The sequence below is a fragment of the Coleofasciculus sp. FACHB-542 genome, assembly GCF_014695825.1.
In the GTDB taxonomy this organism is placed as follows: Bacteria; Cyanobacteriota; Cyanobacteriia; order Cyanobacteriales; family FACHB-T130; genus FACHB-T130.
Genome location: NZ_JACJPB010000037.1, coordinates 1 through 18,360, shown reverse-complemented (window position 1 = coordinate 18,360; position 18,360 = coordinate 1). Strand labels below are relative to the sequence as shown.

Sequence of the window (18,360 nt, the reverse complement as noted above, 5' to 3'; positions counted from 1 at the left end):
AACAAGTCTTTGAGCCGCTCCCATTGGTCATCGCGCAGGGCATACCGTCGTGTCATTGCTCAGCCTTTTCTTCTCTCTGTTGCTCTAGCTTATCTAATTGATGACACGCCCTAAGAATCGCTTGAGAATTTACTCACAAATTTCCCATAGAGAAAACACATTTAAATAGTAGTGGGGCAGCGATTATTTATAATCGCTGCCCCACACAGAGTATTCACTATTTCTTGCGTTACTTACGCAGGAAGCAATACTGTGTCAATGACGTGGATGACACCATTATCAGCAGCAACATCCGCTGTTGCAACTGTTGCATCATTCACTTTGACGCCACCATTGGAAGCATCAATTTTCACATCTGAACCCTGAACTGTAGTAGCTGACTTCAGCTTAACTACGTCAGATGCCATCACTTTGCCGGAAACGACATGATAGGTCAGGATTTGCTTAAGCTTCGGAATATCTTGAAGCAATGAATCTACTGTACCTGCGGGAAGTTTAGCAAAAGCTTCATCAGTAGGCGCAAACACAGTGAAGGGACCAGCGCCTTGCAGTGTATCAACCAAACCAGCAGCTTTGACGGCAGCAACTAGGGTGTTAAATGAACCAGCCTGAACGGCGGTATCTACGATATTAGCCAAGTTTTTTACCTAGTTTTTTGTCTCTTGTTAACAACTATAAAGTTTATTTTAATAAATTGTCTGTACCTTTAGGCATATCCCCAATTTGTTGAGTCGAGAGCCACACAAATACTAGATATCGTTTATACTAACAAAGTCATAGATTTGATTTAGGTTAAGTTGAGTTTATGCAAAAGTTATAGGATAAACTTCAACTTTATTTAAGAAGATTACTGAGCGTTTTTATAACAATAATTACTGAGAGAGCCTACATTACTGCAAATGCAGTCGAGGCACCAGTCCCTCATATTTTTAATATAAATTCATGTAGTTTTATCCTAATCTTGTAGATTAACCTGCTTAGCTGAATTTGGCAAATGCGGAGCAATGGAGACCTAAAGCAGCGTTTCAGCGAAAGCAGATTTTCTGTTTTGTATTTTCTGTTCTGTAACAGTAAGTGCGATTGGGCAAAGCCCAGGGGCTGTCTCAAGAGATCCCAAAAGCTGCTAAGCGCGATCGCACTCTTCTTAGACGAAGCCTAGTTAGATGAAGCCTAGATCGTTGCTTGCACTAAAGGACTCTCAAAGATTTCCGTACCAATAGAAAAGCACCGCAATTTACCTTGCGGTGCTTTTTCTTCACTTAGCCTTATTTATCAGGTGCAAGCAGCTCTGATACCGATGCGTGTGCCAACACAACGCCCGGTTCGCGCTGGAAAGCATTGTAGTATTTCCGGGCAAATTCATTGCCTTGCTCTGACGGCGTCAGCAGCGTGCGGGCATTGGTAATCAGATTTTGGATATCATCCAGCGATACAGGTTCATCGCTAGAGAGCATTTCATCAATTTGCACAACCAGCTCAGAAAGGCGATGCAGCCACGCAAATTGTTCGTGCTCAATCACGAGTTTCAGGAGTTCTGTGTTGGATACCCGTCCGCGCACCTGTTCGTAAGTGATGCGTTCTGTGTCAAGCAACACCCGGTGGAGGTGCAGCAATTTGTTCCGCAGATCGCGCAGATATTGATGTTGATGTATTCGTTGTAGCAGTGTGTTAGAAGTCAATGGAACCCATCCTCCCGTTACGATAATCTTCAATTGCTTGAACAATTTCTGCTTGGGTATTCATTACGAATGGACCGTAGCGGACAACTGGCTCGTTTAGCGGTACGCCAGCAATGAGCAACACGTCCAATGGCGATCGCGCATCTGATGGATTTGAAATTGCTACTTCCTCACCATCTTGTGCAAACAACACCATCTGCCCATCTCCTGCACGTTCCTTGTCTGCACCAAACAAACCTTCTCCATCTAGCAGATATGTAAAAGCATTGTATTCTTTTGGCACCGGCTGAACCACCGTTGCGCCCGGTTGGAGCGTGAAGTGCAGGTACATTATCGGAGTCTGCGTTGCGATCGCGGACTTCACTCCCAGCGCTTCTCCAGCGATCGCTTTTACCGTTACCAAGCCATCATCAGTCTGAGCAGTGGGAATTTGCTCCGCCGAGATTTCCTGATAACGAGGTTTCATCATCTTGTCCCGCCGAGGCAGATTTACCCAAAGTTGCAGTCCGTGAAGCCGTCCGCCAGTCCGAGCAAATTCCCGCTCTGGCATTTCTGAATGGACAACACCGGCTCCTGCTGTCATCCACTGCACATCACCGGCACCCAACTGTCCTGCATGACCCTGTGAATCTTTGTGTTCCAAGCGCCCCTCAAGGACATAGGAAACCGTCTCAAAGCCCCGATGGGGATGATCCGGCGCTCCTTTTGCTTGACCCGGCTCAATATTAACCGGCCCTAATTCATCAAGGAGGAGGAAGGGGTCGAAGTGTGAAAAGGTGCTTTTAGGGAATGGGCGGCGCACAAGCATCCCTTCACCTTCTAGCGTTTCGACACTGTTAATGATGCCTGCAACCGTTCGCATCGTTCGTATTTGAGTCGTCATCAACTGTCTCCTTGATGCCTTAGTTATCAGTTTAATCAGAACCCTGGCGAAGAATATGCGGATAACCAGCACTTGCCGAGTATGAAAGTCTCTCTAGATCGGGTCGTAAACCCCGGTCGGCAAGAAGCTGATGCCTTTAGGTTCTTCGTCGGAGCAAACCATCATTCATCTCGTTTACTTTGATTGCTCCTATATATGATTAATCATATACTAGCATAAGATCGTAAGTGACCAATAGAGCTTCCACTACTTCATTCTTCGGAAAACCGTCTATGTCTCTAGCACACGCAATTCTGGGTTTACTTCAGCAAGAAGAGAGGACGGGTTACGACCTGAAAACGAGCTGCTTCGATCGATGTATTGCTCACTTGTGGCCCGCAGACCAAGCACAAATCTACAGAACCCTCGATAAACTGGTTGGGCAAGGTTGGATTACCTGTACGGTAGAAATTCAGAGCGATCGCCCAAATCGCAAAGTTTACAGCGTGACTGAGGCAGGACAAGCCGAATTAATCCGATGGCTGCAATGTCCTCAGCCCTTGCCAACCGTGCGAGATCCCTTACTCGTGCAGTTGCATTTCGCAGCACAGTTACCGGATGAAGCCATCCTTCAACTGTTAGAAGAGCAACTAGCCGCACGCCGCCAAAAGCTAGCTGAGTGTGAAAATATTGACTTGCCAACCCTGAGCGATCGCTCTGCGAGCCGCGAGCAGATTCTGCAACGGCTCGGACTAGAATTAGCGATTCGCAGAGAACAAACTTACATTGATTGGCTCAAGACTGCTATAGAAGCGATCGGGAACGCATAATCAATCAACTAGAGGTAAAAACCAACGCCTCTATCTCGTCTTCCACTTCGCTAATCAGATCCTGCAATTGCCACCAATCGCAAGATTCCCTCGGTATCTGCTTTTGTTGTTCCAAAAGCTCGGAAAGCTGTGCATTTAACCGCTTGAATTCAGCAGCAATCCATTGAATCTTCATTTGACGGGCATCGGTCATAACTCTGAATTCCCTTTACTGTGATTCTTCTTACAGGTTTGAATCGGTTAAACGGGAAAAATCACTCTAGTAAGTACACTATCCAAACAAGTCCACCCAAAATTGCTAAATTTCTTGATCAAAGGCAGACTCTAATCCTTTTCGGATAAGGTACGAGCTTGCCTAAACTCCTTTGAAAAAGGGAGAAAATATCCTTCTTTTTAAAAACAGTAGTGAGAATCCAGATTGTTCCCGGATACTCCTTGCAAAGAGAAAAAATAGCTTCTTTTTTCAAGCGATCGCATAGGCGGCTGCGCTCAGTCATTCCTGTGCGATGCGATCGCGCCCTTGGCAGAGTTTGGGGGTATCTGTATGTGTAGCCTCACCAAAATGGAAGGGGATTAGCCAAAAAACAGCAAATATCGGTTTCCTTTTTCCGAACTAAAATCCTTGCTCTATAAGGATTTTAGAACTTATCGGGAAAGCATAGGCTTTCTAGCGCTTCGGGAAACACAGTAATTTGAAGTGAAGATACCTATTACTGACCCAAAAGCGTAGTTATCAAGAATGCACTCACTCAATTTTGGAAAAAACTCAAACATGAAAAATTTGACCAAGACAATTGCATTCACGATTTGCTCTCTCTGGCTTGTGAGTTGTGGTAACTCGCTTCCCAATGCTTCTCAGCAAAATCAACCAAATAACGCCCCAGAAACGAAGGCGGATTCTTCTAATAAAACTCAAACAGATAGCGAAGTCAAAGCTAATTCTTCTAATAAATCTCAAACGAATACCGCAATTAGCACTAATTCTCCTAATAAAACTCAAACGAATACCGAAGTTAAACGCGATAAAAATAAGCAAGCTTCAACCGAACAGCCAACCATTGGTACCGTCAAAAGCATGGTACAAGGCGACCTCAAATGCTACGTCACCCTAGTGGATGAAAACAGAATCGAGAGGAATGTTGGCGCATCATTTGAAGTCTGCGAACAAGAAAAAACTTTCTTAAATAAGAAAGTTCGTAACTCTTATGAAATCCTCTCCGTTAATGATTGCGAAAGCATCGAACCTTGCGGCAAAAGCAAAAAAGAATCCCTCATCACTAAAATGGAGATTGTCGAGGATGGAAACTCTCAAGCTCCAACTGACTCACAAACTCTCAGTAATGGTGAGTGGACAATAACGGTTGGTAATGCAAAATCTTGGTCAGGGGTCAATGGAACGGGAAACCTTAGCTACCGTGGTTGTGATGCTAATGGAAAATGCATCAATTTAACTGGAGGTAAAATCACTTGCCGGGATGGAAGTTGCACCACAGGGTGGGCGAATGGGGATTATTTTTACATTCTTGAGACACCAATCAGCAATCCCGATCAGCCTGAAGGAGCTGACTCTTCAACAACCTTAACAGTAAAGAAAGGAGCTGAGGTGATTCTAACAGCTAAAGGATTGAAAGCCGTATCTCCCTAACAATTCTCCCAACCCAAAGTTGAGTTATAAACGGTTATTTCTAGCTTGAGTTTTAGGGAAAAGAACGCAAGGAGAAAGCGCTAGTATGCCAAAGATTTACCAAGGGCATTGGCATACTAGCAAGCCTTGCAGAAGGAAAGGCTTGTGGGAGCAATTATTAAATAATCGCGCTGATGATGAGCGTTACTGCAAGTGCGTAACAAAAAATAGCTGTAGCGCGATCGCCAATTCTACGCCTAATGAGGAGTGTCTTTCGGGTTTGCCAAAACCAACTAGGTTTTGTGTAGGTGACAAAGACGAGAAAAATGGCTGTAACTAAGTAAATTGGGTTCATCTCAAGCCACACTCCCTTAGTCGTGACATATAGACGCGATCGCTCTTTAAAAAAAACCATCTCAAAGACTTCAACCGTAAAATCCCAAATTCCGGAGTTCTTGTGCAATCAACCAGAAACCGCGTTCAGCCTTCAATAGCGTGTAGTCGCAATCCTAGCATTTGAGTAGTGAGCTAACCCTTCAGATACCCGACTCCGTAAGAGTTTTCGGGTATCTCGCCTTCAGGAATCATTTAGGGGCGCTAGAGTACAAATAAATTGTTGTTAGTGGCTACTGGCAAGGATGCGAACTGACAAGTCAGCCCTAGGCTAACGCCTCGCTTTGCTGTTTTCATGCCCAAAGGGCTGTACGCGATCGCTGCCAGTCTTCTACCATCCAAAATTTGAAATCTAAAATCTAAAATGGTATAAGCAGGCTGAGTTTTAACAAAAATGTAGTTTATTGGGACAACAATTTGCTACACTCCAACTTCTGAAGTTCAAATAAACACAGATTGAGCGAATGCGGAAGGGGGTCGTGAAGTGGCTGATGATGAACGCACACTAAACGCAGAACAGATTCATCTGAGGGACTTTTCCTGGTCTTTCTGGTTTACTTTGCCTCTCTATCCTTTTGGCAGTCGGCGGACAATCCGCAAAGAAGTCGTTCAAGATACAGTCTGGACTTTTGACCAGCTTCAGGGCATCTTCTACGTTGTCGTGCCGATTCGCATGACGGTCGTTAAGCTAGATGAAGGGGGTTTGCTCGTCTATGCGCCTGTTGCGCCGACTCCTGAGTGTATCCGGCTTGTCAAAGAATTGGTAGCAGAACACGGAGATGTCAAGTACATCATCCTACCCACGATTTCTGGACTTGAACACAAAGTCTTCGTGGGTCCCTTTGCTAGATGTTTTCCGCTTGCACAGGTTTTTGTGGCTCCTTCTCAGTGGAGTTTCCCCCTCAATCTCCCCCTCAGTTGGCTGGGTTTGCCTTCCAAACGCACTCAGGTACTTCCACAAGACAGCAGCACCACCCCCTTTGCCAACCAGTTTGACTACGCGATACTAGGTCCCATCTACCTGGGACCGGGTAAGTTTGCGGAAGTTGCATTTTTTCATGCGCGATCACGCACGCTACTTGTAACCGATTCGGTAATTTCCATACCAGAAGATCCGCCTGCAATTGTCCAATTAGACCCCTATCCTTTGCTGTTCCATGCCAAGGAGCAAGCGTCTGATATCGTTGCCAACACTCAGGCAAATCGCCGGAAGGGATGGCAGCGCATCTCCCTATTTACTTTGTATTTCCAACCAGGCGTGCTAGAAGTACCGAAATGGGGTGATGTGTTTCGCAATGCTCTCAAAGCACCAGAACGTTCCAAAAAAGCTTATTTTGGTTTGTTTCCCTTCAGATGGAAGCCAGATTGGAAACGGTCGTTCGATGCGCTGCGAGGAGATGGTCGTCTGTTTGTGGCACCAATTCTACAAACTTTGATTCTCAACCGCGCACCGAAAGAAACTATCGAATGGGCAGATAAGGTAGCAAGTTGGGACTTTCAGCGAATTATTCCCTGCCATTTTGACTCGCCAATTCAAGCAGAACCGCATCAGTTTCGACAAGCATTCTCCTTCCTAGAAAAGCGCCCTTCTCAAAGTGCAGGATTGTTCAGCAATAGCACTTATCCCTTACCAGAGGAAGATTTTCATTTACTAAAGGTACTGGATAAAGGTTTGAATAAGCTTGGCATCGTACCACCAGAAAAGGAAAAGGTATAGGAAAAAGAGCAATGCGTAAAGTTATCCTGTTCATTGCATCCAGTTTAGACGGTTATATTGCGCGGCAGTCTGGCGACATTGACTGGTTATTTACAGACCAAGATTACAGCTATTCAGAATTCTTCGCCAGTGTTGATACTCTTCTGATGGGTAGGAAAACTTACGAGCAAGTGCTGACTTTCGGTGAGTATCCTTACAAAGGTGTAAAAAGCTATGTGTTTACAAAAAATCCTCTCTTTCCAGCAGATAGCAATGCTGAAGTTATCAGGGAAGACATCAAGGAATTTGTAGAGCAATTGCGTCAGGTAGATGGAAAGAATATCTGGTTAGTTGGCGGATCTCAACTGACTCATGCCTTGATGAGTCAGAACCTAGTAGATGAGCTAATTCTTTCAATACATCCAACGATATTGGGTGAAGGAATTCCATTATTTGATAATGGAACAATTTCTCAATCTTTGAATCTTACTAAATGTCAAACTTATGATTCTGGTCTTGTGCAACTGTCTTATGATGTAGTGCATTAAAGTGAGTAAATGGCAATCGCGATCGATGCGCTGTTTCAATTCTTGCTGCAATGCAAATTGGCACAGGTTTTCTCAATGCTTGATTCCTTTAAATCGTTCTTGCGCTGTTTTAAACGCTTCTTGCATCACAGATTGAATTTTCTGCGGATCGGGTTTTTTACCTCCCATTAAGTCACCGAAATAGACGCAGGCACCTTCGCCCAATGACCAGGTGTAGGCAGCTGCCCAGGAAGCAGCGATCGCGCTCCCAAAACCCGGTAAGAATTTAATTAACTCCCGTCCGATTGCCCTTGCTAGGAAACCGCTGGCGATCGCGCTAACGACCCCCCCCGCCTGCGATGGACTCAGGGTTTGCCCGTACAATTTTCCTAACAAACCGACCATTGAGACTTGCAAGGCAGTTAGGACAGGCATGGTGGCAAACGGCAACGGTACTGCCTCAATCGCAGCTGCCATGATAGAAAATGCCAACATATAACGGCGTCCAACATCCCGGTAGAGGTTGCCAATTTGTTCGCTAGCGCCCTTATCCAATAATTGATAAATCGCCCGCGCTTCCGCTTCTGGTAGGAGGTCTGCCAAGGTATCTCGCAACGCCTCTAAGCCATAAAATACCGGAGTGTAACCATCTTCTTCTAGGGTGAAGTCAATGATAACGGAGAGATCGCACACTCCGGCAAACGCTTGTTGAATGGCACCGAAAGCTCGGTTAACCTCCTCATAATCGGGTGGATAAGCGGGATGATCGTTAGTACCGGGAGGATAAACCTCATGCAAGCAGGTGACAGCTAGCAGACAGGGAATATCTGGATACTGCTGACGCAGCTGAGTCGTAATCTGTCGCAGTGTGTCGGTTGCAAAATCATTAATTTTGACCGTCAGAATCAGAATTCTGGCAGAACGGCTCTCCTGTTGCAAATCGCCAACCAACTCCTTAACGATCGCCTGAGTGTCCTGATTTACATCTCCCAGCCCGACCGTATCTGTAAAAATGAGCAAGGGCACGTCGCTAGAAGGATAAGCATACCGTTCCGTGTGTTGCGTGTGAGGACGAAATCCCTGACCGACAATCTCAGCAGAAACGCCCGTCAGCCCCCGCACAATCGAACTTTTCCCTGCTTGAGGTTTCCCAATCAAAAGGGCTTCTGTCGTGGGGAGTTCAGCTCGAACCGTCTCCAAAATCTCTGCAACCCGGTCTTCGCTGACACTAAACCACCCAACAGTCTTTTGTGCCACTTGTTCTACAGGTAGCAGTTGCCTCAAGCGTGCGGTTGCGTCGTTCCAAACACCCGCAATGCGGTTTTTGGGAGAATCATTGACCGACTCAGTCGTCACAGCATCCTTTGGTTCGCTAGGTTGCTGAGAATCCATTGACGACGAATCAGCATCACGTTGCTCAGTCATAGAGATTAAAACGGCGGATAGATTCAGATTACATCGTGTCTATCTTCTAGACTACAAGCAAGCTACTCGTCGCTCTCGCCGATCGGAAAACTAATATAAACCGATAGAAGCCTTCTGCGGACGCAGGCAGGTACAATCAGCATGCAGTGGGACGAGCAACGAGGGCACAGAGAAATCTGGGAGTAAAGCAGCTATGCAATTTGTATCCGATCCACCGATCTCGGTCAAAATCCGTAAGATGAACGAACGAGTGCGATGGCTTGCACCGAGTCTTGTGGAACGAGGAATCGATCAAACCCGGATGGTTTTAGACGATGGCGCTTCTGACACTCCGGAGTTCTCATTTTTAGTCGTGGGGGATAGTGGCTCCGGCTCCTATCGAGGATACAACCCCCAACGACAAATCGCAGAACTCATGCTTGCCCACCGCGAACAGAGCCGTTTCGTGTTGCACACCGGCGACGTGATCTATCTGGTTGGCTCCAGCGAATACTACCTAAAAAACTTTATTTCTCCCTACCGAGAGTTTTTGGTAGGAGGCGATCGCCCGGAACGCATTGCCTACGATCAAATGGTCTTCAATATGCCGTTCTTGCCGGTGCCAGGGAACCACGATTACTATGACCTACCCTTTATCTATGGTTTAATCGCCCAGGCTTCGCTGCCCTTACGCCGCCTGCTGCGCTCTCAGTTAGACTTGGACATTGGCTGGCACGGTTCGGGTCAAGGGAATGCCTATGCACGAGCGTTTCTTGACTACCTCAAAGCGTTCAATAGCGAGAGCGAATTGGCTCGTCATCTAGATCGTCATTACACTGCCAAGACGGATACAGGTCGCTGTCTTTCTTATCAACCGGGACGCTTCACCCGCTTACCTAACCGCTATTACACGTTTCGCAGCGGTGGAATTGATTTCTTTGCACTCGATTCAAATACTTTCAATGCGCCAATCCCCCTGCCAACGACTCAAGAGGGGGACGACTACCGTAGCGAATTAGAAAATCGTCGGTCTGACTTGGAACGGCAGAAACTTCAAATCATGGAAGCCTCAGCTCTACTGAGTTCCGGGCGACCTGAAGAGGCTGAACAGCTGGATGACAATCAAGCCAAGCTAGAGCAAATCGACGAACTGTTGATTGACATCAACAAGCAACTGGCAGCGGACGAAACAACAGTCACTGACGTTGAGCAGCTGGACTGGCTGCGGCAAAGGCTGATCGAATCTTGGAATACTGCCGAGGTGCGCGGGCGGGTCATTTATTTCCACCATCCCCCCTACGTCACGGAGGCGACGAAGTGGCACCAGGCGCAAACTTTAGCGGTTCGCCACCGCCTCCGCCGGGTGTTGGATGCGGTGAAGCAAGCAGTCGGAAACCAGGCGGAGGGGCGTCCGCTGGTCGATCTGATTCTAAACGGTCACGCTCACTGCCTGGAATATCTCCAAACTGGCGATACCGGATACGGGGACTCCAATATCAATTGGATTGTTTGTGGTGGCAGCGGTCACAGTCTCCGCCGTCAGCGGTCTGAGGGAGCGGAATTGACGGAGAATTTTGGGGGTATCAAGGGCGATGATACTCGGTTGGTGGCAAAATCGCTGCTTTTTGTCGGTCGTCACGGTCAGGGGTTGCAGAAGCGACGACCTTACTCATTTTTGCGAATTGATGTCTTTGACGGTCGCCCTCCGAAGTTCAAAGTCCGACCGTTTATCGCTGAGCGATCAAAGCGAGAGTGGAGTAATAGCGAGATTGAAGCGTTTTCGATCTGAGTTTTTGTGGGGATGAGCGATCGCTCTAGGGTCAGTGACCCTCGATTTTGTCTTGCGTCAGTGCTATCTGCCAGGGAACCATCCACCAGGGGATGAGCGATCGCACATCCCATACTACAGCCTGCAATTCCTTATATATATAGATGGCTTGGCAAAATGTCAGGCATAAAACTTAAGCTCAGTCAGGAGTTTGGGTAGGTTTCCTGCATCCTTGCAAAATTCCCAAAATATTTTTCCCCAACCCCTTGACACTCTTTGTAGTATTTATGTAGTATAAATATATTGAAAGAGGGGAAGAGACAAAAACCTCTAACCCAAAAAAGTCATGATGTTACTTTACATCCAACGAATCAATAAAGGCTGGCATCCGCCAGAATCCTTTGAGGTGAAGCATCAGCCTACTTCCCAAAAATCTGAAGTAGATACTGAACAAGCGGATAATACACACCTCACTCAAACCAAAACTGCTGAATCTAGGCGTAATACCCAACAGGTTTATTACCTAGAAAGGCGATTATTTCTGTAAATATTTTCCATCTTTTTCTGAACCTTGAAAACTGAATAAGAAATCACCTATTTAACGATTGATACTGTGCATTTTTAATTAAGCACAGACATCTCAAGTGGGGGGATAGCCTAGCAAGCAATGCCCCCCACAGCCCGGAGATGTAACACGTTTGTAGCAAGATTGCTGAATTGATGAGGCTGTAACTCAGTTGCGTAGAGTGCTTGTCTGTCGAACAAGATGTCGCGGGTTCAAGTCCCGTCAGCCTCGTTCAGCAAATAGAGATAAAAATTCTTAATCTCATCTCGCTACAAGGTCCCATCGTCTAAGCGGCTAGGACACAGTGCTTTCAATACTGGAATACGGGTTCAAACCCCGTTGGGACTATGGGGCGATTTAGTATCTGTTTCTTTCAGATTGTAAATTGCCCAAATCGCCGAGGTCGAGTCGCCAAGAGGCTTAAGGCGTCTCTCTGCAAAAGAGAAATTCGTGGGTTCAAATCCCACCTCGACCTCTCAAAGGGAGTATAGCTCAATTGGCAGAGCAGGCGGCTCTTAACCGTATGGTTGCAGGTTCGAGTCCTGCTACTCCCACTGCCCTCAAGACTGCAATCGAGGGAGTATAGCTCAGGTGGTAGAGCAGCCTTCTCATAAGAGGCTCGTCGTAGGTTCAATTCCTACTACTCCTACTCAAAGCCTCATCGTCTAGCGGTTTAGGACATCGCCCCCTCAAGGCGAGTACAAGGGTACCCTTCGAGAAGGCTTCGCCTACAAATCCCTTTGGGGCTATCTGGAGAGGTGGCTGAATGGTAAAAGCGCTTTTCTGCTAAAGAAGTTTGGGGCAACCCATTGCAGGTTCGAGTCCTGTCCTCTCCGCCTTTTTCATTTGGGTCGGCTCGCCTATTAGCGTGGGCAGTGGTCTGTAAAACCGCCGCTTTTATGCATTGCAGGTGCGAATCCTGCCCGACTCATTGGACTTTGGATTTTTAATTTTAGATTCAAAGTTCAAATCGTATGTGGGGATGGTGTAATTGGCAACATCTCGATCTCCAAAATCGATGATCTGAGTTCAAATCTCAGTCCCCGCGCCATTGAGAGCGTAGTTTAACTGGATAAACTCTCTGTCTACGAAACCGTAGCTTGCTTCCCGGAGGGTAGACGTGGGGGTTCAAGTTCCTCCGCTCTCGTCAACTTGGAGAGGTGGTCGAGTGGCTTAAGGCGCAGACTTGGAAAGTCTGATTAGGTTTTACCTAACGCAGGTTCAAATCCTGTCCTCTCCGTTGAAACTTCCCCCGGTAGCTCAGTTGGTAGTTAGCGCCTGTTTGAAGCACAGGAGGTCGTCAGTTCGATTCTGACCTGGGGGGCTGTCGTTGCCTTGTAGCTCAGTGGAAGAGCAGTCGCCTGTTAAGCGAACGGTCGTAGGTTCAATCCCTACCAGGGCAGCCTTTCATTGCCGAGTGGACGAATAGCAAGTCGCATAACTCTGAATTATGAAGTTGTAGGTGCGAATCCTACCTCGGCATTTATTGGGGAGTCGCCTAATGGCATGGCACCGCTCTTTGAAAGCGGAAAAATGCAGGTTCAAGCCCTGCCTCCCCAGTTCTACCCCTGAGAGGGCAGCTTTCATCACGCTCCTGTAGCCCAATTGGAAGTAGGCGGCTGTCTCAAAAACAGTCTATGTGTGAGTTCGAGTCTCACCGGGAGCATCAAAACTCGCTCCTGTAGCCCAATTGGAAGTAGGCGGCTGTCTTAAAAACAGTCTATGTGTGGGTTCAAATCCCACCAGGAGCATTAACGGGGTGTGGCGCAGCTTGGCTAGCGCGGCAGCTTTGGGAGCTGAAGGTCGCAGGTTCAAATCCTGCCACCCCGATTTACCCCTGTGATGCAACAGGTAGACATACTTTGTTGAGTGCAAAGTTTATGCAGGTTCAACTCCTGCCAGGGGTACTGGGCATTGAAGCCCGAATACGAATAGACCAATCATTTTGCCCCTGTAGCCCAATTGGCACGAGGCGCTTCGCTTAGAACGAAGAGGTTGCTGGTTCAAGTCCAGTCAGGGGCATTGGTGCGATGCGGGTGAAGTAGCCAGGGTAGGCTTGGAGGTCTCATAAGCCTCTTATCAGCAGGTTCAACTCCTGCCCCCGCCACCAAATTGCAGGCGTGGTGCAATGGCAAGCATAGAAGTTTCGTAATCTTCTGATGCGAGTTCGACTCTCGCCGCCTGCTTCAAGCAGATGTGGCGTAACCGGAAACATAAGGGCATGGTAAGCCCTTGATGTGTGTACCCTAGCCTTCGGTAACGGCTAACGCCGAACGGGAACGCTGACGCGAACAACCCCCGCCGTCTGCTTTCTGATTGCAGGTGTGGTGTTAATGGCAACACAGCAGCCTTGTAAACTGCCTATGCGAGTTCGAGTCTCGCCATCTGCTTGGGTGTGGCTATGCTAACAGTCTATTTTTTGAGTTTAAAGAGGAGGGAAATATGACAACGATGACGGTTACAGATGCTTTAGCTCACTTCTTCTCTATATCTTGTTGAACTGAATGGCATGGCTAAAATGCAGAGGCTAATCGTCTGTTAATTTTGTGCTAACGAATTAGAGCAGAAATCATGAGGCGGATTGCGATCGCTCAAGACACGCTAGAAATTCTCGAAGCAGGCTACTACTACTCCCCTGAAGGTAAACAGGTCGATATTGGTCAAGGATTGGTATCCTGTCTTGCTCAGACAAAATACTACGAACCCGATACCCTCTCAACTATCAAACAAAACGTTCTCTCTAGCTCTCCTCAATTCTCAAATATAGAATTTGAGGTTAGGAATGAGACAACTCTGATGGGAGCAGAACGCATAACGCAATCGCAAAACTTTCAAAAAATTGCCGTTCTCAATTTTGCTTCTGCTAAAAACCCTGGAGGTGGATTTCTCAAAGGCGCTCAAGCCCAAGAAGAGAGTCTGGCGCGTAGTTCGGCACTTTATAAAAGCCTGTTAAAATGCCCCGAATACTACGATTTCCATCGTTCTCAGCGATCGCTCCTATACTCCGATCGCATCATCTACTCACCCGATTGTCCAATCTTCCGAAAAGATGATGGAACGCTTTTAGAGAAACCTTTTCTGGTTGATTTCATAACAAGTCCGGCTCCTAATGCTGGTGCCATTTGGAGAAACCAACCCAAGGATGCTGAAAAAATACCCGAAGTTCTGTATAGTCGCGGTGCAAAATTGTTGAGCTTAGCTGTTTACTATGGATGCGATGCTCTAGTTTTAGGGGCTTGGGGATGTGGGGTATTTAAAAATGAGCCATCAATGGTTGCCCAAATGTTTGCAGATTTCTTATTACCCAACGGTCAATTTTGGGGGAGATTCAGAAGCGTCCTATTTTCTGTACTCGACTCTTCTAAAGAAAGCAGAATATTTGGAGAATTTCAAAGTCGATTTTCATCAGAAAAATAAGATTCCCTCACAACTAGAATCAACGCCTCAAGCAGTTTCAGATTTTAGATATGCGGATATGGTGCAATGGCTAGCACATTAGCCTTCCAAGCTTATGATACGGGTTCGAGTCCCGTTGTCCGCTCTGTTAAATATGCGGGTGTGATGTAGCGGCTAGCATCTGAGTACGCCACACTCAGCGCATGGGTTCGAGTCCCATCACTCGCTTTCGTAGTCCTGTAGCTCAATGGTGGAGCGTTTGCCTTACAAGCAAGGGGTTGCGGGTTCAAATCCTGCCAGGACTACCAATTTAGATTGCCTCCATAGCTCAGGGGAAAGAGCAGCACTCTTCTAAAGTGATTGTCCTAGGTTCAAATCCTAGTGGAGGCGCTGGTTTAACGCTTCTTAATTTAAGGAGGTGAATTAAGTTGGTTTGTTGATATTTTGCAATTACGGCGATCGCATCTTGCGTGACCCAATCACTAGAGCCTACATACTTTAGTACGAGAGGAAAAGTAACGCTGTTCAAACACAGCGGGCGTTTGAGAACGAGGAGTGCGAAGAACCCGGCAGGTTGGCTTCAAGGTAGCCATCCTTTAAAGAGTGTGTAACAACTCATCGGCGGAGTCCCTCTAGTAACTGAGAAAACGCAAAATGCTCTGATAACTTGCACGCGAGAATGCGATCGCATTCAACAACACAAAATACGGGTCTGTAGCTCAATTGGTAGAGCGTCTACCTTGCAAGTAGAAAGATGTCAGTTCGATTCTGACCAGTATCCACCAAATTTAGGGGTCATAGCTCAATTGGTAGAGCGCTTGTTTTGCACGCAAGAGGTCAGGAGTTCGATTCTCCTTGACTCCATCATGGTGTCTGAAGCCAAAGCGGTAGCGGCGCTGGTTTGTGGAACCAGTCATAGCGGGTTCGATTCCCGTCAGATACCCTTGAATGGAAGCTGCTGCCAAGAGGACGGCAACCTGTCTCGAACACAGGAGTGCAGTGAATAACTGTAGGGGTTCGACTCCTCCAGCTTCCGTTATTCAACTCGGAAGATGCCGCCGAATGGACGGCAAGCGGCCTTGAAAACCGTGGTACGGCAGTGATGTCGTAGAGGTTCGATTCCTCCATCTTCCTTTGTCCACTGGAGGCTGAAAAGCGAAGCACCGTGCTGATAACGCGGCTATAGAAGGGGCAGTACCTTCCCAGTGGATTTCCCTCTGCCAACGGAATAGGATCTGGTGCTACGAACGCCGGACTTGATGGTTCGACTCCATCCAGAGGGGTTTCCCTTGCCTGTGGGATGCAGACCTAGCCCTCCGAAGGCTGGCGACCAAGTTCGACTCTTGGGTGAGGGGTTATTCCGGGATAACTCAAGTGGTAGACTCCGTAGCTGTTAACTACGGCGTTGTAGGTACTCTCCCTTGAAGGCTGTGCCTACGAGTCCTACTCCCGGAGCCAATTTTTACCCGTGTCCTAACAGATAAAGCATACACACTCGGCTATTAACCGACAAAACCAAATGCTTTTTCGACTTGCACGGGGTAACTTTTCCCTTACCTGCGGGATGCAGACCTGTTCCTCCTAAGAATGGTAGCCAAGTTCGACTCTTGGGTAAGGGGTTAATGCCAGATAGCTCAATGGCGGAGCATCCGACTGTTAATCGGAGGGTTGTGGGTTCGACCCCCACTCTGGCAGTTTCATTTGTGCGGGTGGTTGGCATAGCGGCTGTGCAGCGGGCTTTTAATCCGCAGAGATAGGTTCAACTCCTATACCACCCATTAAGTAAGCCACAAGTTTAAAGTCAAGAAGGGACAATGTAGAGGTTATTAGACCACAAAAGTGCAGAATGAGTCCAGGTTTGGCGAAGTTAAACCTTGAGTTATCAGTGTCACCGTAAGGACAAGAAACCCTTCTAAGCCAAGTTAACACAAGGTTATCAGTAAGATAGTATTGGCTCTTCTAACTTTTCAGTGATAAGCAAAATTTATGTTTTATGTCATAATGAACGAAACAAAGTGAAGTGAAGCATCTGGTAGATGCTTCACTTCACTTTGTTTCACTCAAAATAAAATTTTTTATATCTTATGTAACTTTTTTACAATAATCCCAGGAGAGCTATAGTATTTTAAGATGATTAGTGGAACAAGCACAAAATAACCTTTTTGATTAAACTAAATTTTGTGAAATATGCAATACAAAGACACCTATGTGTATAATTTGTTTTTTGGTTGCCTAGTTGAACAACCAATAAAATTTGATTATACGTTTACTAATCTCAAAGATATAAATGGACAACAAGCTCATGTATTTTTTGAGCTTTTTAACGATCGAGATCATTTCCCCGTAGAGAAAGATTTTCTTGAATTTAATTCATTAGAAAACAAACAAAAAATAGGACATAATTTTAGAGCTTGTGCAAATACTGGCTATTTGAGGATAATTTATCCTTATTTCGATAGTGATGATTCATACGCTTATACAGAGAAAGTAAATTTATTTCTTCAGCTTTTTGTTACTTATTTATTAACCTTCTATCAACGAAGAAGAGTTATATTTGGCTGCCCAAAACTGACTAGCGGGGATCGAATAATACTTACAATACCACCCTTTGCAGCAGGAGAGTTTATTGATTCAATTGGCTACGGAGAACCATTAGTACCTTATTCGGCTACGCAGGAGTGCTTGACAAACGCAATTGCAACATATGCAAACTTTAACGAGCTTGAAAAGAAGCATATTGAGATGCTTTTAATGAGATACAACGAAACATTGAATTTACCGTATAGCTATGAAAGAGTAGAAGCGTTTTGGCGAATTCTAGAGGCGTTAGGTAATAGTGAAAATTTTTCTGAGCATGAAAATGAGGAATATGAGCGGATTAAAGCAGTAATTGGAATCAAGAAAAATTCAGGAACTTTGAAAAAGTTTCTAAAGACACTAATAGATCATGGCTTGACCTACACAAATGACGAAATCAAGGACTCATTCGATTTTAGGAATAAAACAACACACGAATATTTAAATTCCAGCATAGTAGAAGAGCCTTATTTGTCAAGTGTGTTCAGGTTTCTAAACATTTGTATAGAGCTGGTTATACTCTCAATTTTAAAAATAGATAGGCATCATTACGTTGAGCCTAGTTACTCTCTAATCCAAAACAGAGTGCTATAAATTTTGGCAAAAGAACCTAGAGGTTGGCGCGAACTAACAACTGCGCTGCACTGGACTGCTGGTTTGAGCGTTGGTTGAGTGCGATCGCTCATCGTCATAGCTTGAGTTGACGCAAGGAAACCCAACCTATACTTCTGCTTTGCATATACGCCAATACGAGTTTTGCTCTTAGTATTCCAAGGATGTGATCGCTATCAGCTTGTCGATGTGGGATGGAAAGATGGCAGTACTCGTATTTATGGATATGTGCTGAGGACGGTACTTCATTACATTAAGCACCGGAAGCCAAGAAGCGAGGTACTGTGCTGATAACGCAGAGGGAGGAGGGGTAGTAAGTGCTTATGTAAAATAAATTACACATAATAAAAAGTAGAATAAGCTAAAACAAAAGTCAAGAAAACAAGAGACTTATGAGATTTATTAGAGATTTAAGCCGAGAAACTCA

General features: G+C 46.1%; 15 protein-coding genes and 30 tRNA genes. 39 read left to right on the top strand and 6 right to left on the bottom strand.

What is annotated here, in order from left to right; translation table 11 throughout:
- Positions 1-233: 233 nt before the first annotated feature.
- The 3 genes from H6F52_RS13355 to H6F52_RS13345 all read right to left on the bottom strand — a co-directional run bounded on the left by H6F52_RS13355 (position 234) and on the right by H6F52_RS13345 (position 2,562).
- The gene (locus tag H6F52_RS13355) at positions 234-638 is read right to left on the bottom strand and encodes a fasciclin domain-containing protein (RefSeq protein ID WP_190412512.1); all 405 of its coding nucleotides are present in this window, start codon (positions 636-638) and stop codon (positions 234-236) included.
- A 627-nt stretch (positions 639-1,265) separates the two neighbouring features.
- Positions 1,266-1,679 (bottom strand): hypothetical protein, encoded by a 414-nt coding sequence (locus H6F52_RS13350; protein WP_190535374.1) that lies wholly within the window; start codon positions 1,677-1,679, stop codon positions 1,266-1,268.
- The gene (locus H6F52_RS13345) at positions 1,669-2,562 is read right to left on the bottom strand and encodes a pirin family protein (protein WP_190535372.1); all 894 of its coding nucleotides are present in this window, start codon (positions 2,560-2,562) and stop codon (positions 1,669-1,671) included. The genes H6F52_RS13350 and H6F52_RS13345 overlap by 11 nt, the downstream gene beginning before the upstream one ends.
- Before the next feature lie 272 nt (positions 2,563-2,834).
- Here H6F52_RS13345 and H6F52_RS13340 point away from each other — a divergent pair, with 272 nt between their 5' ends.
- The gene (locus H6F52_RS13340) at positions 2,835-3,371 is read left to right on the top strand and encodes a PadR family transcriptional regulator (RefSeq protein WP_190535369.1); all 537 of its coding nucleotides are present in this window, start codon (positions 2,835-2,837) and stop codon (positions 3,369-3,371) included.
- A 4-nt stretch (positions 3,372-3,375) separates the two neighbouring features.
- Here the strand turns inward: H6F52_RS13340 and H6F52_RS13335 are convergent, their stop codons facing one another.
- A complete protein-coding gene (locus H6F52_RS13335) occupies positions 3,376-3,564 on the bottom strand; it encodes a hypothetical protein (RefSeq protein WP_190528314.1) in 189 nt (62 codons plus the stop codon).
- A gap of 579 nt (positions 3,565-4,143) precedes the next feature.
- Here H6F52_RS13335 and H6F52_RS13330 point away from each other — a divergent pair.
- Positions 4,144-5,016: a hypothetical protein gene (locus tag H6F52_RS13330; protein ID WP_190535366.1), complete on the top strand. Its 873-nt coding sequence runs from the start codon at positions 4,144-4,146 to the stop codon at positions 5,014-5,016.
- A gap of 157 nt (positions 5,017-5,173) precedes the next feature.
- Here H6F52_RS13330 and H6F52_RS13325 read toward each other — a convergent pair whose 3' ends face one another.
- Positions 5,174-5,410, bottom strand: coding sequence for a hypothetical protein (locus tag H6F52_RS13325; protein WP_190428006.1), 237 nt, complete (start codon positions 5,408-5,410; stop codon positions 5,174-5,176).
- A gap of 462 nt (positions 5,411-5,872) precedes the next feature.
- Between H6F52_RS13325 and H6F52_RS13320 the strand changes: the two genes are divergently transcribed.
- Positions 5,873-7,105 carry a DUF4336 domain-containing protein gene (locus H6F52_RS13320; RefSeq protein WP_190535363.1) on the top strand — a complete coding sequence of 411 codons (1,233 nt, stop codon included), beginning with the start codon at positions 5,873-5,875 and terminating at the stop codon, positions 7,103-7,105.
- A gap of 11 nt (positions 7,106-7,116) precedes the next feature.
- Positions 7,117-7,632, top strand: a complete 516-nt coding sequence (locus tag H6F52_RS13315; RefSeq protein WP_190535360.1) for a dihydrofolate reductase family protein — start codon at positions 7,117-7,119, stop codon at positions 7,630-7,632.
- 72 nt (positions 7,633-7,704) lie between these two features.
- On the opposite strand, the gene H6F52_RS13310 is transcribed toward H6F52_RS13315, so the two are convergent.
- The gene (locus tag H6F52_RS13310) at positions 7,705-9,036 is read right to left on the bottom strand and encodes a GTPase (RefSeq protein ID WP_190535357.1); all 1,332 of its coding nucleotides are present in this window, start codon (positions 9,034-9,036) and stop codon (positions 7,705-7,707) included.
- Between the two features lie 193 nt (positions 9,037-9,229).
- Between H6F52_RS13310 and H6F52_RS13305 the strand changes: the two genes are divergently transcribed.
- The 35 genes from H6F52_RS13305 (at position 9,230) to H6F52_RS13140 (ending at position 17,915) form a co-directional block, all read left to right on the top strand.
- A complete protein-coding gene (locus H6F52_RS13305; protein WP_190535354.1) occupies positions 9,230-10,804 on the top strand; it encodes a metallophosphoesterase in 1,575 nt (524 codons plus the stop codon).
- Positions 10,805-10,838: 34 nt separating this feature from the next.
- Positions 10,839-10,973, top strand: coding sequence for a hypothetical protein (locus H6F52_RS26125; protein ID WP_277881818.1), 135 nt, complete (start codon positions 10,839-10,841; stop codon positions 10,971-10,973).
- 156 nt (positions 10,974-11,129) lie between these two features.
- Complete coding sequence (locus H6F52_RS13300; RefSeq protein ID WP_190535351.1) at positions 11,130-11,330, top strand: hypothetical protein; 201 nt, start codon at positions 11,130-11,132, stop codon at positions 11,328-11,330.
- Between the two features lie 175 nt (positions 11,331-11,505).
- A tRNA-Asp gene (locus H6F52_RS13295) sits at positions 11,506-11,579 on the top strand.
- 44 nt (positions 11,580-11,623) lie between these two features.
- Positions 11,624-11,696 (top strand) — tRNA-Glu (locus tag H6F52_RS13290).
- 53 nt (positions 11,697-11,749) lie between these two features.
- Positions 11,750-11,823 (top strand) — tRNA-Cys (locus tag H6F52_RS13285).
- A 6-nt stretch (positions 11,824-11,829) separates the two neighbouring features.
- Positions 11,830-11,902, top strand: a tRNA-Lys gene (locus tag H6F52_RS13280).
- 22 nt (positions 11,903-11,924) lie between these two features.
- Positions 11,925-11,997, top strand: a tRNA-Met gene (locus H6F52_RS13275).
- Between the two features lie 103 nt (positions 11,998-12,100).
- Positions 12,101-12,184: transfer RNA gene (locus H6F52_RS13270), tRNA-Ser, on the top strand.
- Between the two features lie 12 nt (positions 12,185-12,196).
- Positions 12,197-12,279, top strand: a tRNA-Tyr gene (locus tag H6F52_RS13265).
- A 45-nt stretch (positions 12,280-12,324) separates the two neighbouring features.
- Positions 12,325-12,399: transfer RNA gene (locus tag H6F52_RS13260), tRNA-Trp, on the top strand.
- A gap of 103 nt (positions 12,400-12,502) precedes the next feature.
- Positions 12,503-12,588, top strand: a tRNA-Ser gene (locus H6F52_RS13255).
- 9 nt (positions 12,589-12,597) lie between these two features.
- Positions 12,598-12,672 (top strand) — tRNA-Phe (locus H6F52_RS13250).
- Between the two features lie 7 nt (positions 12,673-12,679).
- Positions 12,680-12,751 (top strand) — tRNA-Asn (locus H6F52_RS13245).
- Positions 12,752-12,759: 8 nt separating this feature from the next.
- Positions 12,760-12,831, top strand: a tRNA-Gln gene (locus tag H6F52_RS13240).
- 4 nt (positions 12,832-12,835) lie between these two features.
- Positions 12,836-12,908: transfer RNA gene (locus H6F52_RS13235), tRNA-Gln, on the top strand.
- A 30-nt stretch (positions 12,909-12,938) separates the two neighbouring features.
- Positions 12,939-13,014 (top strand) — tRNA-Leu (locus H6F52_RS13230).
- Positions 13,015-13,023: 9 nt separating this feature from the next.
- Positions 13,024-13,099, top strand: a tRNA-Leu gene (locus tag H6F52_RS13225).
- Between the two features lie 4 nt (positions 13,100-13,103).
- Positions 13,104-13,178: transfer RNA gene (locus H6F52_RS13220), tRNA-Pro, on the top strand.
- A 117-nt stretch (positions 13,179-13,295) separates the two neighbouring features.
- A tRNA-Leu gene (locus tag H6F52_RS13215) sits at positions 13,296-13,370 on the top strand.
- Between the two features lie 92 nt (positions 13,371-13,462).
- Positions 13,463-13,534, top strand: a tRNA-Thr gene (locus H6F52_RS13210).
- Positions 13,535-13,666: 132 nt separating this feature from the next.
- Positions 13,667-13,738: transfer RNA gene (locus tag H6F52_RS13205), tRNA-Thr, on the top strand.
- Between the two features lie 181 nt (positions 13,739-13,919).
- Complete coding sequence (locus H6F52_RS13200; protein ID WP_190535348.1) at positions 13,920-14,765, top strand: TIGR02452 family protein; 846 nt, start codon at positions 13,920-13,922, stop codon at positions 14,763-14,765.
- Between the two features lie 52 nt (positions 14,766-14,817).
- Positions 14,818-14,889, top strand: a tRNA-Gly gene (locus H6F52_RS13195).
- An 11-nt stretch (positions 14,890-14,900) separates the two neighbouring features.
- Positions 14,901-14,972, top strand: a tRNA-Gly gene (locus H6F52_RS13190).
- Between the two features lie 5 nt (positions 14,973-14,977).
- A tRNA-Val gene (locus H6F52_RS13185) sits at positions 14,978-15,052 on the top strand.
- 9 nt (positions 15,053-15,061) lie between these two features.
- Positions 15,062-15,134, top strand: a tRNA-Arg gene (locus H6F52_RS13180).
- Between the two features lie 318 nt (positions 15,135-15,452).
- A tRNA-Ala gene (locus tag H6F52_RS13175) sits at positions 15,453-15,529 on the top strand.
- Positions 15,530-15,535: 6 nt separating this feature from the next.
- Positions 15,536-15,608: transfer RNA gene (locus tag H6F52_RS13170), tRNA-Ala, on the top strand.
- Between the two features lie 5 nt (positions 15,609-15,613).
- Positions 15,614-15,687 (top strand) — tRNA-His (locus tag H6F52_RS13165).
- Between the two features lie 7 nt (positions 15,688-15,694).
- Positions 15,695-15,780 (top strand) — tRNA-Ser (locus H6F52_RS13160).
- A gap of 323 nt (positions 15,781-16,103) precedes the next feature.
- Positions 16,104-16,202: transfer RNA gene (locus H6F52_RS13155), tRNA-Asn, on the top strand.
- 165 nt (positions 16,203-16,367) lie between these two features.
- Positions 16,368-16,439 (top strand) — tRNA-Asn (locus H6F52_RS13150).
- A gap of 12 nt (positions 16,440-16,451) precedes the next feature.
- Positions 16,452-16,522 (top strand) — tRNA-Lys (locus tag H6F52_RS13145).
- Positions 16,523-16,931: 409 nt separating this feature from the next.
- On the top strand, positions 16,932-17,915 hold the full coding sequence (locus H6F52_RS13140; RefSeq protein ID WP_190535345.1) for a hypothetical protein: 984 nt from the start codon (positions 16,932-16,934) through the stop codon (positions 17,913-17,915).
- Positions 17,916-18,360: the final 445 nt, after the last annotated feature.

Excerpts from the sequence above, each read along its gene's own strand:
- H6F52_RS13330 (WP_190535366.1), top strand. The coding sequence starts at position 4,144 with ATGAAAAATTTGACCAAGACAATTGCATTCACGATTTGCTCTCTCTGG.
- H6F52_RS13325 (WP_190428006.1), bottom strand. The coding sequence starts at position 5,410 with ATGGTTTTTTTTAAAGAGCGATCGCGTCTATATGTCACGACTAAGGGA.
- H6F52_RS13335 (WP_190528314.1), bottom strand. The coding sequence starts at position 3,564 with ATGACCGATGCCCGTCAAATGAAGATTCAATGGATTGCTGCTGAATTC.
- H6F52_RS13305 (WP_190535354.1), top strand. The coding sequence starts at position 9,230 with ATGCAATTTGTATCCGATCCACCGATCTCGGTCAAAATCCGTAAGATG.
- H6F52_RS13345 (WP_190535372.1), bottom strand. The coding sequence starts at position 2,562 with ATGACGACTCAAATACGAACGATGCGAACGGTTGCAGGCATCATTAAC.
- H6F52_RS13300 (WP_190535351.1), top strand. The coding sequence starts at position 11,130 with ATGATGTTACTTTACATCCAACGAATCAATAAAGGCTGGCATCCGCCA.
- H6F52_RS13310 (WP_190535357.1), bottom strand. The coding sequence starts at position 9,036 with ATGACTGAGCAACGTGATGCTGATTCGTCGTCAATGGATTCTCAGCAA.
- H6F52_RS13200 (WP_190535348.1), top strand. The coding sequence starts at position 13,920 with ATGAGGCGGATTGCGATCGCTCAAGACACGCTAGAAATTCTCGAAGCA.
- H6F52_RS13140 (WP_190535345.1), top strand. The coding sequence starts at position 16,932 with ATGCAATACAAAGACACCTATGTGTATAATTTGTTTTTTGGTTGCCTA.
- H6F52_RS13315 (WP_190535360.1), top strand. The coding sequence starts at position 7,117 with ATGCGTAAAGTTATCCTGTTCATTGCATCCAGTTTAGACGGTTATATT.
- H6F52_RS13340 (WP_190535369.1), top strand. The coding sequence starts at position 2,835 with ATGTCTCTAGCACACGCAATTCTGGGTTTACTTCAGCAAGAAGAGAGG.